General features: G+C 68.2%; 14 protein-coding genes. 6 read left to right on the forward strand and 8 right to left on the reverse strand.

What is annotated here, in order from left to right; all coding sequences use genetic code 11:
* Positions 1–36 precede the first annotated feature (36 nt).
* On the reverse strand, positions 37–1,395 hold the full coding sequence (gene dacB / locus ACQPYM_RS38475; RefSeq protein ID WP_433011092.1) for a D-alanyl-D-alanine carboxypeptidase/D-alanyl-D-alanine endopeptidase: 1,359 nt from the start codon (positions 1,393–1,395) through the stop codon (positions 37–39).
* 50 nt (positions 1,396–1,445) lie between these two features.
* Between dacB and ACQPYM_RS38480 the strand changes: the two genes are divergently transcribed.
* The 3 genes from ACQPYM_RS38480 to ACQPYM_RS38490 all read left to right on the forward strand — a co-directional run bounded on the left by ACQPYM_RS38480 (position 1,446) and on the right by ACQPYM_RS38490 (position 3,948).
* Positions 1,446–1,934 carry an inorganic diphosphatase gene (locus ACQPYM_RS38480; RefSeq protein WP_360279115.1) on the forward strand — a complete coding sequence of 163 codons (489 nt, stop codon included), beginning with the start codon at positions 1,446–1,448 and terminating at the stop codon, positions 1,932–1,934.
* A gap of 114 nt (positions 1,935–2,048) precedes the next feature.
* Positions 2,049–3,671 carry an alpha/beta hydrolase gene (locus ACQPYM_RS38485; RefSeq protein ID WP_433011096.1) on the forward strand — a complete coding sequence of 541 codons (1,623 nt, stop codon included), beginning with the start codon at positions 2,049–2,051 and terminating at the stop codon, positions 3,669–3,671.
* A gap of 76 nt (positions 3,672–3,747) precedes the next feature.
* The gene (locus ACQPYM_RS38490; RefSeq protein WP_433011099.1) at positions 3,748–3,948 is read left to right on the forward strand and encodes a hypothetical protein; all 201 of its coding nucleotides are present in this window, start codon (positions 3,748–3,750) and stop codon (positions 3,946–3,948) included.
* 84 nt (positions 3,949–4,032) lie between these two features.
* Here ACQPYM_RS38490 and ACQPYM_RS38495 read toward each other — a convergent pair whose 3' ends face one another.
* The 3 genes from ACQPYM_RS38495 to ACQPYM_RS38505 all read right to left on the reverse strand — a co-directional run bounded on the left by ACQPYM_RS38495 (position 4,033) and on the right by ACQPYM_RS38505 (position 7,843).
* On the reverse strand, positions 4,033–5,493 hold the full coding sequence (locus tag ACQPYM_RS38495; protein WP_433011102.1) for an NlpC/P60 family protein: 1,461 nt from the start codon (positions 5,491–5,493) through the stop codon (positions 4,033–4,035).
* Positions 5,494–5,842: 349 nt separating this feature from the next.
* Positions 5,843–6,676 (reverse strand): endonuclease/exonuclease/phosphatase family protein, encoded by an 834-nt coding sequence (locus ACQPYM_RS38500; protein WP_433011104.1) that lies wholly within the window; start codon positions 6,674–6,676, stop codon positions 5,843–5,845.
* Between the two features lie 84 nt (positions 6,677–6,760).
* Positions 6,761–7,843, reverse strand: coding sequence for a WD40/YVTN/BNR-like repeat-containing protein (locus tag ACQPYM_RS38505; protein ID WP_433011107.1), 1,083 nt, complete (start codon positions 7,841–7,843; stop codon positions 6,761–6,763).
* A gap of 100 nt (positions 7,844–7,943) precedes the next feature.
* On the opposite strand from ACQPYM_RS38505, the gene ACQPYM_RS38510 reads away from it, so the two are divergent.
* A complete protein-coding gene (locus ACQPYM_RS38510) occupies positions 7,944–8,828 on the forward strand; it encodes a bile acid:sodium symporter family protein (protein ID WP_433011110.1) in 885 nt (294 codons plus the stop codon).
* 3 nt (positions 8,829–8,831) lie between these two features.
* Here the strand turns inward: ACQPYM_RS38510 and ACQPYM_RS38515 are convergent, their stop codons facing one another.
* Positions 8,832–9,683, reverse strand: coding sequence for a helix-turn-helix transcriptional regulator (locus ACQPYM_RS38515; RefSeq protein WP_433011113.1), 852 nt, complete (start codon positions 9,681–9,683; stop codon positions 8,832–8,834).
* Positions 9,684–9,782: 99 nt separating this feature from the next.
* Between ACQPYM_RS38515 and ACQPYM_RS38520 the strand changes: the two genes are divergently transcribed.
* A complete protein-coding gene (locus tag ACQPYM_RS38520) occupies positions 9,783–10,526 on the forward strand; it encodes an SDR family oxidoreductase (protein ID WP_433011116.1) in 744 nt (247 codons plus the stop codon).
* Here the strand turns inward: ACQPYM_RS38520 and ACQPYM_RS38525 are convergent.
* Genes ACQPYM_RS38525 through ACQPYM_RS38535 form a run of 3 tightly spaced genes read right to left on the reverse strand, consistent with a single transcriptional unit; the run spans position 10,523 to position 12,995 of the window.
* The gene (locus ACQPYM_RS38525) at positions 10,523–10,819 is read right to left on the reverse strand and encodes a thiamine-binding protein (RefSeq protein WP_433011119.1); all 297 of its coding nucleotides are present in this window, start codon (positions 10,817–10,819) and stop codon (positions 10,523–10,525) included. The genes ACQPYM_RS38520 and ACQPYM_RS38525 overlap by 4 nt on opposite strands.
* Positions 10,816–12,366: an MDR family MFS transporter gene (locus ACQPYM_RS38530; RefSeq protein WP_433011122.1), complete on the reverse strand. Its 1,551-nt coding sequence runs from the start codon at positions 12,364–12,366 to the stop codon at positions 10,816–10,818. Before ACQPYM_RS38530 ends, ACQPYM_RS38525 begins: the two co-directional genes overlap by 4 nt.
* Complete coding sequence (locus ACQPYM_RS38535; RefSeq protein ID WP_433011125.1) at positions 12,366–12,995, reverse strand: TetR family transcriptional regulator; 630 nt, start codon at positions 12,993–12,995, stop codon at positions 12,366–12,368. Before ACQPYM_RS38535 ends, ACQPYM_RS38530 begins: the two co-directional genes overlap by 1 nt.
* A 153-nt stretch (positions 12,996–13,148) precedes the next feature.
* Here ACQPYM_RS38535 and ACQPYM_RS38540 point away from each other — a divergent pair, with 153 nt between their 5' ends.
* Positions 13,149–14,780: a GMC oxidoreductase gene (locus ACQPYM_RS38540; RefSeq protein ID WP_433011128.1), complete on the forward strand. Its 1,632-nt coding sequence runs from the start codon at positions 13,149–13,151 to the stop codon at positions 14,778–14,780.
* Positions 14,781–14,799 lie beyond the last annotated feature (19 nt).

The following is a 14,799-nucleotide window of genomic DNA, read 5'->3' on the forward strand; positions in this document are numbered from 1 at the left end:
TAATGGCATGTTCCAACATGCGCCCGGTCGACAGCATCAGCAGCCGCATGCGGCGAGGCCTGCAGCGGCTCGGTCCAGGGCTGCGCGGGCATCAAGCGCCTTGGCGGGCGGGGAGCTGTCAGTGGCCACAGCGAAGACCAGGAGCGTCCCCGCCTTGGTCCGCACGTAGCCGGAGAGCGAGTGCACACTGGTGAGGGTGCCTGTCTTGGCACGGACCATCCCGGTCCCGGTAGCGGTCCCCGGTCCGGCGAAGCGCTGCTCCAGGCTTCCGTTGAACCCTGCGACGGGCAGCCCGGTCAGCAGGTGCCGCAGCTTGGGCCTGTCGGGTTCGGCCGCCACCCGGACAGCCCCGGCCAGTACGTCGAGCGGCACCAGGTTGGTGCGAGACAGTCCGCTGCCGTCCTCGAATCGCGCCTTACTGACGTCCAGCCCCAGCTTGGTGAGGGTCGTGCGCATCCCGGCGAGGCCACCGGCGTACGAGCCGCCGTTCTTGGTCGCCAGCCCCACGTGGCGCAGGAGCACCTCCGCACCGTCGTTGTCGCTGTGCAGGTTCACGTACTCGACCAGGTCGCCCAGTGACGGCGACTGGACCTGGGCGATGGCCGTCGCGCCAGCCACCGCAGCCACCGGCTTGATCCCGGTCGCAGTGATCCCCACAGCCTTCAGCTGAGCAGCAAAGGCAGTCGCGGCCGCTTGCGCCGGTGAGTCCGCCCGCTTGGCCATGCCGGGAGCAATGCGGCCCCCGTTGATCCAGAGCGCCGAGGTCCGGGCAGCGATCCCCTCGGTGAGGTACTTCGGCTCCCACTTGGCGTTCGCGGCCGGTCCGGTGAACAGGGTCGCGTCGTATCCGAGCGTGACGCTCGACACGCCCTCGGCTCGCAGCGCCTTCGCAGTACGGGCCGCCAGGTCCTGCAGGGAGGCCCGGGTCGGGAAGCCCGCCGGGTCGCTCGATTGCTTGGCAACGAGCAGTGGGTCGCCACCGCCGACCAGGATGATCGAGTTGCCGGACCGCACCACCTTCGTGGCGAACCTGTGCTCGGGGCCGAGCGTCTCCAGCACCGACACGGTGGTCAGCAGCTTCATGGTCGACGCGGGCACGAAGGCCTTCGCAGTACCGGTCGAGAACACCGGTTTCCCGCGTGAGGCGTCGTAGACGTAGGCACCGAAGTGCTTGCCGAGCGACGGGTCGCTCAGAGCAGCGACCAGGGCCTTCTGTACTCCGGCGGCGGTCGGCGCGACTCCCTCCGGCTTGGCCGGCTCCAGCACTGCGGGTGCTGCCGTAGGACCGGCGGCTGACCGGGAAGAAGTAGGTGCTGCCTGCGCACTGCTGACCAGTCCGGCCAGTACGCCGGCGGTCAGCAGCGTGACGAAGACCGCACGGGGAGGACGGGCCACCTGGCTGCTCCTGTCATTTCATCGGTCCGAACCGTGACAGTATCTGCCGTATGGAGTTCGACGTCTTCATCGAGATTCCCAAGGGCACCCGTAACAAGTACGAGCTGGACCACAAGACGAACAGGCTGCGGCTCGACCGCACCCTGTTCACGTCCACTCAGTACCCGTCCGACTACGGGTTCATCGAGGACACCCTGGGTCAGGACGGCGACCCCCTGGACGCTCTGGTCCTGCTGCCGGAGCCGACCTTCCCGGGCTGCCTGATCCGGGCCCGGGCGATCGGCATGTTCCGGATGACCGACGAGAAGGGACCGGACGACAAGGTCCTCTGCGTCCCCGCCGGTGACCCGCGGCAGGAGCACCTGCGCGACATTCATCACGTGCCGGAGTTCGACCGGCTGGAGATCCAGCACTTCTTCGAGGTCTACAAGGACCTCGAGCCGGGCAAGTCCGTCGAGGGCGCGACCTGGGTCGGCCGCGCGGACGCCGAGGCCGAGATCACCGCCTCCTTCGAGCGCCTGAAGATCGAGGGCCACTAAAACTCCGGCTGGTTGCAGTGGACCCCACTGCAACTAGCTGCAATTGGCATGCCGCTCGCCCTCTGTGCGCGGTAGGTTCCGCACCGTCAGGACCCATCCGACGGAAGGACCGCCATGCCGAGCCGGACCACCGAACGACAGCCGACCCCACGGGCAGGTCTGCGCAGGCTTACCGCGGCCGGGGCCGGTCTGCTGCTGCTCGCCGGCCTCACCTCACCCGCAGCCGCCTCCACTACTGAGACGGCGGCCGCTACTGAAACGGTGGCCGCTACGCAGGTCAGGTCGATCACCTGGACTCTGTGCGCTGAGGTGCCGACGATGTCCTGCGGCAAGATCACCCTGCCGGTGGACTGGAGCAAGCCCGGCGGAGCGACGTTCGAGCTGGCAGTGGCCAAGCGCCCGGCCGACGACCCCGCCGCCTCCAAGGGCCCGCTGTTCATCAACCCCGGCGGTCCCGGCGGCTCCGGGGTCAGCATGGCGCTGGCTGCGGACGCCCGCTTCAGCCCGGAGATCCTCCGCAACTTCGACATCATCGGCTTCGACCCGCGTGGCGTCGCCCGCAGCCACCCGGTGGTCTGCACCGCCGACGCCTTCGCCCAGCCCGGCGAGACGATCCTGCCGCGGACCAGGGCGCAGTACGACGCACTGGTGAAGTTCAACCGCCAACTGGCCGCCGACTGCCGCCAGCAGACCGGGCCGCTGTACGACCACGTCGACACCGTCTCGGTCGCCCGCGACGTCGACGCGGTCCGTGCCGCGCTCGGGGCCGAGCAGCTCAACTGGTACGGCGCGTCGTACGGGACCCTGATGGGCCAGATGTACGCCGAGCTCTTCCCGCACCGGATCCGCTCGATGGTCAACGACGGCAACATGGACCACAGCCTCGGCACCTGGCGCTTCCTGCTCAGCGAGAGCCGCTTCGCCGAGGACGCGTTCCAGCAGTTCGTCGACTGGTGCGGCAAGAGCACCAACTGCGCACTGCGCGGCCAGGACGTCTCCAAGGTGTACACCGACCTGCTGGCGAAGGCGGACGCCGGCACCCTGGTCGACCCGGCCGACGGCAGCAAGGTCAGCAACTGGTACCTGCTCGACCTCACCCAGTTCTTCTCCAGCCGCCCGCGCTGGGTCCAACTCGGCGCCTACCTCAGCTCCCTGCACACCGGTACGCCGTCAGCCGCCGTGCGCACCGTGCGCGCGGAGCTCACCGCAGCGCGGCAGCCCGCAGTACCGGCTGCGAAGCGCAGTGCGGCAGCTGCCGAGTTGGTGGAGGACGTGCGGCCGCACTTCTGCCAGGACTGGTCCCTGCCGATCCACGGCTTCAGCGAGCTGGATGCTCTCTACCGGGCCAGCGTGAAGGTCGCCCCGCGGATGCGTGCCTCCGTGCTGGCGCTGCAGTCGATGACTCAGTGCATCGGCTGGCCGGGCAAGGTCAACAACCCGCAGCACACGCTGAAGGTGAAGGGCACGCCGACCATCCTCATGCTGAACGGCCTGCACGACGTCGCCACCGGCTACTCCTGGGCCGTCAACGCCAGGCGCCAGCTGCGCAACGCAGTACTGGTCACCTATGAAGGCACCGGTCACGTCGTCTACCACCGGACCGCCTGCACCCGCGCGGCAGCCGACAACTACTTCCTCAACCTGACTGTGCCCGCCCGAGGCACCCGCTGCGCAGCCAACGACCCGGCCCTGACCACCAGAGCCGCAACGGAACCCAGCACCACAGTCCGCTGGTGAAGCAGTTGTTGCCGTCGGCTACCAGCTGATCAAGGAGTACGACATCGGGGCCGGACGGTCCGCGATCGAGTCGAGTGTGACCGCGCTGTTCGGCGGCGCACTCGGCTCGACACTTGTCACGGCCGTCGCAGCAGCGCTGGTACGCCGCCTGCCGGCCGCTCGGACCCACGTCATCGCGGCGGCGGCCATCGCCCTACCGCGCCCCGCCTTCGTCACTGTCACCGTTAACACCGACACACCGTCCTGCGCGCCGACGGGCGGACACCGGCTGGTCTAGTCGTTCACGAACTGGACTGCCTCACGCTGCATTGTCTGTACTGCACTCACCGGGCGGCACGGTTCCCACTTGGGCGGCTTTGAATCACGGCCGGCCGAAGAAGTCCGGGTCCTCCCAGTAGTAGACGCTGTCGATGGTGACCGGGCGGCCGGTCCGCGGCGCGTGCACCATCCGGCCACCGCCGAGGTACATCGCGACGTGGAAGATCGTGCCCGGGTCGCCGGGGGTCTCGGACCAGAAGATCAGGTCGCCCGGCCGCAGCTCGTCCTCGGAGATCCGCTTGGTCTGCTCGTACTGCGCGACGCTGTAGTGCGGCAGCCGCACCCCGGCCCGTCGCCACGCCTGCATCGTCAGCCCGGAGCAGTCCCACGCGTTCGGACCGGCCGCGGCCCAGACGTAGGGATCGCCGATCTGGGCCAGCGCGAAATCGATGGCGGCTCGGGCGCCGCGCGAGTTGCGCCCGGAGCCACCATCGTCCCGCTTCCCACCGGTGCCGGGCCGCTGCTTCTTCGGCGGCTGCTTCTTCACCGGCTTCTTGCTGCTGTTGTCGTTGTTGTTGTTCTTGTGCTCGCGCTCCTCGCGAGCCTTCCGGGCGGCCTCCGCTCGAGCCTCCCGAGCAGCCTCTCGGGCTGCCTCCGCCCGGGCCTCCCGAGCTGCCTCGGCACGCTCGGCCGCTTCGCGCGCGGCGATCCGCTTGCGGAGCTCCTCGGCCTTCTTCGCGGCCAGCGCCGCGGCCCGCTGCCGGGCCAGCTCCTCGAGCCCGCGCTGCCGCTGCTCGGCCACCTGCACCGAGGTGTTGCGCAGCGTGGCCAGCTGAGCGATCTGCTGCTTGCGCTGTACTGCGATCGCCGCCACCGCCGACCGCTGCTCGGCTTCGGCGGCTTCCGCGGCTGCCTTTGCCTTGGCCGCCTCTTCTGTCGCGGCCTTCACCTTGGTGACGGCCTGGTCCTTCTGCAGCTTGAACGCGTTGGTGACGACCTGGCTCGCGGTGTACCGCAGGTAGGAACCCTGCATCGCCTGCGACACCGAGCGCGCGGCACCGGCCGAGTCGAGCAGTTGCTGCGGCCCGTCAGCAGTGAACAGCGGCCCGATCTGGGCGAGATCACCACCGCCCTGGTACGTGGCGGCCGCGAAGCGACCGATCTGCTGCCGCTGAGCCGCCAGCCTCTTCTCCGCCCGGTCGGCCCGGTCCGCGGCGGACTTGGCCTCGCTCTGCGCCTGCTGCAACCGGTACATCGCGCCGTTGTAGAGCTCGCCGGCCTTGGCGGCCTGCAACCCGAGCTGCTCGAGCCGGGCGCCGGCACCGGCCAACTGCTGCTCGATGGCGGCCACCTGGGCGGCCTTCGCGGCGGCTGCCTTCCGGGCGGCGTCGACGGTGGACTGGGACGGAATGACCGGCGGCTTGGGGTCCGCCTGGGCCGGAACGGTGATCAGGGCCATGGTGCCGGCCAGTGAGACCGCGAGCACCCCGGAGAGCAGAGCTCTACCGGTCTTCCCAGTGCCCGTGTCCCGCTTGCCGGACGCGACCCGTGAGGGCGTCCGCATCGGGTGTTTCCTTCCGCCGCTCGCCGGCCCCTTCCCCAGGGCCGGCGATCTTTTGGTCCAACTGGACCTCATACGTGACACTAGTTGCCTGCAGCCCCAATGGGAACACCTTTCACACTAATACCTTTGTTTCACCTGCGTGTCGGCTTGACAAACTACAAGCTTGTAATTCCCACGCCCCGATTTTCCCGGCCGATTTCCGGGCCCTGAGCAACCACCGATCCGGGCCCAGAGCAACCGCCGTCCGGGGCCGACGGCAACCGCCGGCCCGGGTCGCTGCCGGGGGCAACGAAAACCGGCGCCCATCCCGCGGGGGGATGAGCGCCGGGCCGGCGGTGCGTAGTACGGGCTATCGCAGCAGGTAGGTGGCGACGACCGGAAGATGGTCGGAGGCGATGGTGGTGAGGACCTCGGCCGACACCGGCTCGATCTTGCTGGAGTGCAGCAGGTAGTCGATCCGGGCCGCGGGGTTGCCGGTCGGGCTCGTGTAGCCCGGGCCGGCGCCGACCTCGGCCCAGGTGTCGCGCCAGATCTTGGTGAGCGTGGTGATCTCCGGCGCGGTCGGCCGGGCATTCAGGTCGCCCACCACGAAGGTCGGCACCTTCGAGCCTGCCAGCAGCTCGGCGACCTTCTGGGCCTGCTCGAGCCGTTCCGCGTTGTTGTTGTGGGTCAGGTGGGTGTTGGCGAAGCGCAGGTCGATCCCGCGGATCTTGGTCGTCGCGACCGCCAGCCCGCGCTGCTCCCCGGTCGGGTACTTCGGCAGCAGCGTGTTCTCGAAGTGCTTGATCGGAGTCTTCGACAAGACGGCGGTGCCGTACTGCCGACGCGGCTCACCTGGGTTCAGCGGCGGCAGGTCCAGGTTGGCCGCGTAGGCGTAGTGCATCTTCAGTCGCGCCGCGAGCCAGGCCGGCTGGTTGACCCAGTTGCTCCGCTCGCTCCAGTGCCTGTCGACCTCCTGCAGTCCGATCAGGTCGGCGCCGGAGTTCTCGATCACCCGGGCGATCCGCTCGAGATCCAGGACGCCGTCGGTCCCGGCACCGTGGTGGATGTTGTAGCTCATCACCTTCAACGGACGGGCGGGCCGTTCCTGCTGCTCGCTGCCGCTCGCCGCGGCGGACGCCGCAGGCAGCACCATCAGCAAGCCCAGGACGGTGACCAGCAATTTGGTGGGAAGTTTTCGCATGACCCCATCCTGACCGTGAACCGGCGACCCCCGCACGACGTACGGGTGTCGCCGGCCTTAATTACAGGCAGCTTCGCAGCAGGATCAGTGACTGACGGTCAGCCGGGCGACCGCGCCCTTCGGGCCCGAGGCCCAGCACGCCGCCTTGAACCCGTGCCCCGCGCACTCGACGCTGTCGTAATTGCCGTCGTCGAACTGCTTCCAGCTCCGCCCACCGTCAACGCTCACGTCGCTCCCCGTCGGACCGACGGCAATGAAGGTCGCCAGCGTCCCGGGCACGTACGCCGATCCGCTGCGGTACATCTTCGGCGCCTTGTCGGCCGGCACCAGCTTCCAGCTCCGACCACCATCAGACGTGTACGACGCGGCCTTCACCGCGCCGCCCGTCGTCGCGAAGTCACCGCCGACCGCCACGCCGTGCAGCGGACCGCGGAAGGCCAGAGTGAAGATGCCGGCCGCCTCGCCGCTCGCCATCGGGGAGTCGGTCACCTTCCACGACCGCCCACCGTCGAGGGTCCTGAACACCCGCGGCCGGTCGCCGCCGCCGGTCGCGAACCAAGCCATCCGTCCCGGTCCCGCCACCAGACAGGTCCCGCTCGCCGCAAAGGCGAACTCGCCCGGCAGCGCCGCGGGCATGCCCTTGGTCGACTGGATCCGCCACGACTTGCCGCCGTCGGAGGTTTCCGCGATCCGGAACTTCCCGTCCACCGGGTCACTCAACGCGAGGCCGTGCAACTTGTTGTTGAAGTCCAGGCAGTCGTAGAACGCCACCGGGTCGGTGTTGCGGAACGACTCCGCCCAGGTCTTGCCGCCGTCCGCGGTCCGGTAGATCCGGGAGGCGTCGCCGGTGCCGATCGCGAGCACCACCGCGGTGTCGGCGTCGAACGCCTCGACGTCACGGAACAGGAGCGTCTGACCGGGCGGGCTGACGTTCTCCCACTTCTTACCGCCGTCGACAGTCCGCAGGACCTGGCCCTGGCTACCCGCCACCCACGCGACGTCCGCACTGACCGCGGCCAGCCCCCGGAACTGCGATGCACTGCCGGTCGGCTTCAGGTCCCACTCGTACTTCGGTCCGTGGCGACCGGCCGCCTGGGCCGGGACGAGCTGTGAGATGGTCAGCAGAACTCCAGCCGCGAGGGCGGCCATGCGCAGGGTCTTGTTCATGCCCGGCAAGGTAATACAGACGGCTAGGTCTTGCCGAGGCCTTCGGCCACTGTCACTCTAAGCATCCGTCATTCCCCGGGTACTCAAAGAAGGAGCCGCAGTGAACGACTCCGTGCTCACGTCGGTCATGCTGCCGATCGCGCTGGCGATCATCATGCTCGGCCTCGGCCTGACCCTCACGGTCGCCGACTTCACCCGGGTACTGCGGATGCCGCGCGCCGTACTGGTTGCACTGGGCACGCAGGTTCTGTTGCTCCCGGCAATCTGCTTCGGCCTGGTCAAGCTCTTCGACCTGGCTCCCGCACTGGCCGTCGGGATGATGCTGCTGGCCGCCTCCCCCGGCGGCACCACCGCCAACCTGTTCAGCCACCTGGCCGGTGGCGACGTGGCGCTCAACGTCACGCTGACCGCGGTCAACTCGGTGCTCGCCGTGATCACCCTGCCGATCGTGGTCAACCTGTCCCTCGCCCACTTCATGGGCGACGGCGAGATCGGGCTGCAACCGGCGAAGATGCTGCAGGTGTTCGCGATCGTGCTGGTCCCGGTCGCACTGGGCATGCTCATTCGCAGCAAGAAACCGGGCTTTGCCGCCCAGATGACCCGGCCGGTCAAGATCGGCTCGATCGTCGTCCTGGCCCTGGTGATCTTCGCCGCGATCTACACCGAGCGCGACAACGTGCTCGACTACATCGCCGCCGTCGGCGCGGTCGCGCTCCTGCTCAACGTCCTGAGCCTCGCCTTCGGGTACGCCGTACCGAAGCTGGCCAAGTTGGGCGAGCGCCAGTCCATCGCCTGCTCGATGGAGATCGGCATCCACAACGCCACCCTGGCCCTCACCATCGCTCTCAGCCCGTCCCTCCTCAACAACAGCGAGATGTCCATCCCGGTCGCCGTCTACGGCATCGTGATGTTCTTCCCCACCGCAGCCTTCGCCTTCTACCTCAGCCGCCGAGCCCGAACCCGAACGGCCGCGGAGGCGAGTTAGCGTTCAGCTTTCCGCACCTAGCAGTCGCTGGCTGCCGAGGACGGAGAGGAGCTCCAGGCGCTCGGCGCTCACGCTGCCCGGCGCGGCGGTGAAAACCAGCAGCGTCTGCTGCTGCTCCTGGTCGTCGAGGAGCTGGCAGTGCAGCTCGAGCTCGCCCACTGCCGGGTGCAGGAACCGCTTGGTCCCGACGTGCCTGATCCCGACCTCGTGCGCGTCCCAGAGACGGCCGAACTCCGCGCTGCCGTCCAGCAGCGCCCGCACGATCGTCGCCGCCCGCGACTTGCTCCCGTCGGTGGCGAAGACGGATCGCAGCCCCGACACCAGGACGCGGCTGTGGTTGGCACGCAACTCCTCGTCGGCATAGCGCTCTCGCTCGCCGCCGACCATGAACCACCGGTAGATGTTGCTGCGCTCCAGCCCTTCGAAGTTCGTCAGCTCGCCTTCGAAGGCCACATCCGCCGACGTCTGCACCAAGGTCTCGCCGAGCCGGTTGAACACCTGGGCGGGGGTGTCGACGAGGCGATCCATGATCCGCAACAACCCCGGATTCACGTGGTCACCACCGGACGCCCGGGCCGGGATCCCATGCCCTGCCAGCAGATAGAGGTGATCCCGCTCGTCCAGCGTCAGCCGCAGTGCGCGCGCAATGGCCGCGAGTATCTCGGTCGACGGCTGCGGACCACGTCCGCCTTCGAGACGGCTGTAGTAGTCGGTCGACATCACGGCGAGCGAAGCGACCTCCTCGCGCCGCAGGCCCGGAGTACGGCGTCGGCGGCCGCGGGGCAGGCCGATGTCCTCGGGCTGTAAGGCCTCGCGGCGTTTGCGCAGGAAGTGCGACAGTTCCCCGTAGTCCATGAGCCCATTGTTCAGCAGTACCGGGCGTTAACCACTGCTTGTCGAGCAGTGGCTGAACCGGCCCTGGTTGCCGGCCGCGGACCGGCCGACGCTGGAGCCATGAAAACGACAGGCAACACGATCTTCATCACCGGCGGTACTTCGGGTCTCGGGCTGGGGCTGGCGTTGCGCTGGCGTGAGCTCGGCAACACGGTGATCATCGGCGGCCGGCGCAAGGAGTTGCTGGACCAGATCGCGACCGACTACCCCGGCATCGGCACCGTGGAACTCGACGTCGCCGATCCCGCCTCGATCGACACCGCCTTCGAGGACGTGACGAGCCGGTACCCCGAGCTGAACGCGATCGTCACGATGGCCGGCATCATGCACCCGGAGAACCTGCTCGACCCGGCCCACCTGGCCACGGCGGAGGCGATCGTCACCACCAACCTGCTCGGCACGATCCGGACGCTGACCCGCTTCACGCCGTACCTGGCGACGAAGCAGGACCCGACAATCCTGACCGTCTCGTCCGGGCTGGCCTTCGTACCGCTCGTGATCACCCCGACGTACAACGCCACCAAGGCCGCCGTCCACAGCTACACCCAAAGCCTGCGCCTCCAGCTCGCCGGCACCCCGATCCAGGTCATCGAGATCATCCCGCCGGCCGTCCAGACCGCCCTGATGGGCCAGGAGAACGACGAGCGCGCGATGCCCCTCGACGACTACCTCACCGAGACGATGGCCATCCTCCGCGACCACCCCGAAGCCGAGGAAGTCGCCGTCGAGCGAGTCAACTTCCTCCGCAACGCCGAGCGCGAGAACCGCTACGCGGAAACCCTCAAGGCCCTCAACTCCCACTAAGAGAGGGCTTGCTCGATCCGCTCCACCTTGGCAGTCAGTTGCCCGGTGTACCCGGGGCGGATGTCGGCCTTCAGGACCAGGCCGACGCGGGGCGAGACGGCGGCTACTGCTTCGACCGCCTGTTTGACCACGGCCATCACCTCGTCCCACTCCCCTTCGATGTTCGTGAACATCGCGTTGGTTTCGTTCGGGAGGCCGGAGGCGCGGACGATGCGGACCGCTTCGGCGACCGCTTCGCTCACGCCTCCGGTTTCGTCCCCGGCGGCCGGGCTGATGCTGAATGCAACGATCATGCGTCCAGTTTGTCAGCTGCTTCCTCGTGGGCTCGGCGTTCGGCGCCGGTGGTGGTGAGGAGGGGCTTCTCCTTGATGAAGAGGACGGCGATCAGAGCCAGTACTGCGAACGGTACGGACATCATGAACAGGTCGGCCGTTGCTGCGCCGTACGCGTTCTCGACCACCACTCGCGCCTCCGGTGGGAGCTCGGCGATGTTCGGCACCGTGTTGCTGCCGGATGCAGCGCCGCCCGGGTTCAGTGTCTCGGTGACCTTGTTGGCCAGGATCGCGCCGAGGACGCTGACGCCGATGGTGCCGCCCATGCTGCGGAAGAAACTCACCGCCGAGGTGGCCGCACCGAGCTCACGCGCCGGTACGTCGTTCTGTGCGGCGAGCACCAGGTTCTGCATCACCAGTCCGATGCCGACGCCGAGCACCACCATGAAGCCCCACAGCGTCAGCGAGCTGGTGTGCGCGTCGATCGTGCCGAACAGCGCCAGCCCGACCGGCAGCAGCACACTGCCCACCACCAGGTAGATCTTCCACTTCCCGTACTTCGTGATCAGCCCACCCGCGATCGTGGAGGCGACCATCATGCCGAGGATCAGCGGCAGGCTCATCAGCCCGGCCTTGGTCGGCGAGTAGCCCTGCGCGATCTGGAAGTACTGCGCCAGGAACACCGAGCCACCGAACATCGCGACCCCGACCAGCGCGCTGGCGACGATCGACAGGGTCACCGTGCGGTTGCGGAACAGGTCCATCGGGATGATCGGCTCCGGGTGCCGGCGCTCGACCAGGACGGCCGCGACCAGCGCCACCAGCGCGGCACCGACCAGCAGGAAACTCCAGCCGGACGCCCAGTCGAACTTGTTCCCGGCGAACGACGACCAGACCAGCAAGGTGCTCACTCCGGCGGTGATCAGGAACGCGCCCCACCAGTCGATCTTCACCTCGCGGCGCACGGTCGGCAGCTTCAGCGTCCGCTGCAGCAGCACGATCGCAGCGAGCACGAACGGCACACCGACCAGGAAGCAGGCCCGCCAGCCCAGCGGCGAGTCGACCAGGAAACCGCCGAGCAGCGGTCCCCCGACGGTCGCCGAGGCGAAGATCGCGCCGAAGATGCCGGAGTAGCGGCCGAGTTCGCGCGGCGGGATGATCGCCGCCATCACGATCTGGACCAGCGCGGTCAGGCCGCCGGCACCCAGACCCTGCAGGACCCGGCTGCCCAGCAGTACCTCGATGTTCGGGGCGAGGCCGGCGACGATCGAACCGATCACGAAGAACCCGAGCGAGAGCTGGACGAGCAGCTTGTTGTTGTAGAGGTCGGCCAGCTTGCCCCACAGCGGCACGGTGGCCGTCATCGCGAGGAGCTCGAGAGTGACCACCCAGGTGTACGACGACTGGCTGGCTTCGAGGTCATGGATGATTCGCGGCAGCGCGGTCGACACGACGGTGCCGGCCAGGATGGCGACGAACATCCCCATCATCAGGCCGGAGATGGCCTGCACGGTCTGTCGCGGGGTGAGTTGGGCAACCGGTTCGGCCACCGCGTCGGTGGTGGTCATCAAAAGCCTTTCTGTCCGTCCGGATCCGGCGCGAATGCCGGATCGATGCCTTGGGCAAGTAGTTGGAAGGCGCGGTCGAGGACGTCGCCGACCGGGCGGTCCGGAGCCTGCTTGTGCAGTTCCATCGCCACCCGGCAGGCGGCGCCGGCCGTGCTGACGATCAGCATCGCCCGGAGTGGATCGCCGATCCGCTCCGCCAGCGCCGCCGACAACTGCCGTTCGTCGTCGAAGCTCGACAGCATCAGGTGGTAGAGCAGGTTCGGACTGCCCATGATCAGCTCACCGCGCCGCGACAACTCGCCTTCGCTGATCAGGTCCCGCAGCACGTCGTGGACGATCAGCCACATCACGGTGAGTGGCGACTGCTCGGCCGGCGCGGACCGGAACCGCTCCAGCGCACTGGCGAGATGCTCGGGATTGCGGGCGAGGATGGCGTGTTCCTTGTGCGAGAAGTAGTTGAAGAAGGTGCGCACCGAGACATCGGCGGCCTCGCTGATCTCCTCGACCGTGACGTTGTCCGGTCCCTTCTCCAGCGCCAGCCGGAGCGCCGCGGCGGTCAGCGCCGCCCGGGTCTCCCGCTTCTTGCGCTCCCGGCGGCCCGGAGGCGCGGCGTCGTCCTCGATCTCCATCACATCTCCACGGTCGGACAAACTTGCAGTGTGTGCAACTTATTATTCCTGCAACTTTGCACACCTGCACAAAACCGCCGGGCCGGAGCCTGGCGATGTGACGCTGGCCACAGAGACTGCTACTCCCTGCGTTCGACCTACTACGGTGCGCCAATGCGCCTTTCCGAGACTGACCCGTCCGTTATGTCCCGCCGCCGATTCGCCGGCCTGACCGCGTTCACCTCCGCGGCCGCCCTCGGCCTCACCCAGATCAGCACCGCCCGCGCCACCACCGCCGGCCGGCGTGACTTCGTCCCCGCCGTCGTGATCGGTAGCGGCTACGGCTCCGCCGTCACCGCGCTGCGGCTCGGCGAGGCCGGCATCAGAACGACCATGCTGGAGATGGGCCGGCTCTGGAACAAGCCCGGCAAGGACGGCAAGATCTTCTGCTCGACCCTGAACCCGGACTCCCGCTCGATGTGGTTCAACCGCCGCACCAAGGCCCCACTCGACACGTTCCTGTGGCTCGACGTCGTCAACCGCGACATCGGTACGCCGTACGCCGGTGTGCTCGACCGGATCGACTATCCGAACATGGGCGTGTACGTCGGTCGCGGCGTCGGCGGCGGGTCGCTGGTCAACGGCGGGATGGCGCCGACGCCGCGCCGCTCGTACTTCGAGCAGGTGCTGCCGCGGGTCGACGCGGACCAGATGTACAAGCGGTACTTCCCACTGGCCAATCGGATGCTCGGCGTCAACACGATCGACCCGCGCTACCTGGAGAGGACACCTGCGTACCGCTACGCCCGGGTGTCCCGCCGGCACGCACACCTGGCCGGCTTCAAGACGACTGTGATCCCGAACGTCTACGATTTCCGTTACCTGCAACGCGAAGAGCGCCGGGAGGTACCCCGGTCCGCACTGGCCGGCGAGGTGATCTACGGCAACAACCACGGTAAGCAGAGCCTCGACAAGACCTACCTGGCCGATGCGGTCGGCACCGGTAAGGTGACGATCCGCACCCTCACCCGGGTCACCGCAATCCGCCAGGACCGCTCCGGCTACGTTCTGACGCTCGAACAGATCGATGCCACCGGCAAGCTTCTCCAGAGGAGCGAACTAGGTTGCCGGTACCTCTTCCTCGGCGCCGGCAGCATCGGTACCACCGAATTGTTGCTCAGGGCTCGCGAAACCGATGCCCTCCCCAACCTCTCCGGTGCGATCGGCACCAACTGGGGACCGAACGGCAACGTGATGACGTCTCGCGCCAACAACCTGTGGGACCCGACCGGCCTGCTCCAGTCGACCATCCCGACGCTTGCCATCGACAACTGGAACGACCCGATCCAGCCCGCCTTCGCCGAGATCGCCCCACTGCCGATCGGACTGGAGACCTGGGCGAGCCTGTACCTGGCGATCACGGCCAGCCCTCAACGCGGCCGGTTCAGCTACAACGCCCGGACCGACCGGGCCGACCTGCGGTGGACCTCGACACAGAGCAACCCGTCGATCGCCTCCGCCCGCGCCCTGTTCGACCGGATCAACCGCGCCACCGGTACGACGTACCGGCGGGATCTGTTCGGTGGGAACCGGGAGTTCGCGGCCGACTTCTGTTATCACCCGCTCGGTGGTTGCGTGCTGGGCCAGGCGACCGACGACTACGGCCGGGTGCGCGGCTACCGCAATCTCTACGTGACGGACGGCTCCCTCATCCCCGGCTCGATCGGCGTCAACCCGTTCGTCACCATCACGGCCCTTGCCGAGCGCAACATCGCCCGCGTCATCGCCACCGATCTTCGGAGCTGACCGGGGTTATACCCTCGGG

It is taken from the genome of Kribbella sp. CA-294648 (assembly GCF_050943845.1).
GTDB lineage: Bacteria > Actinomycetota > Actinomycetes > Propionibacteriales > Kribbellaceae > Kribbella.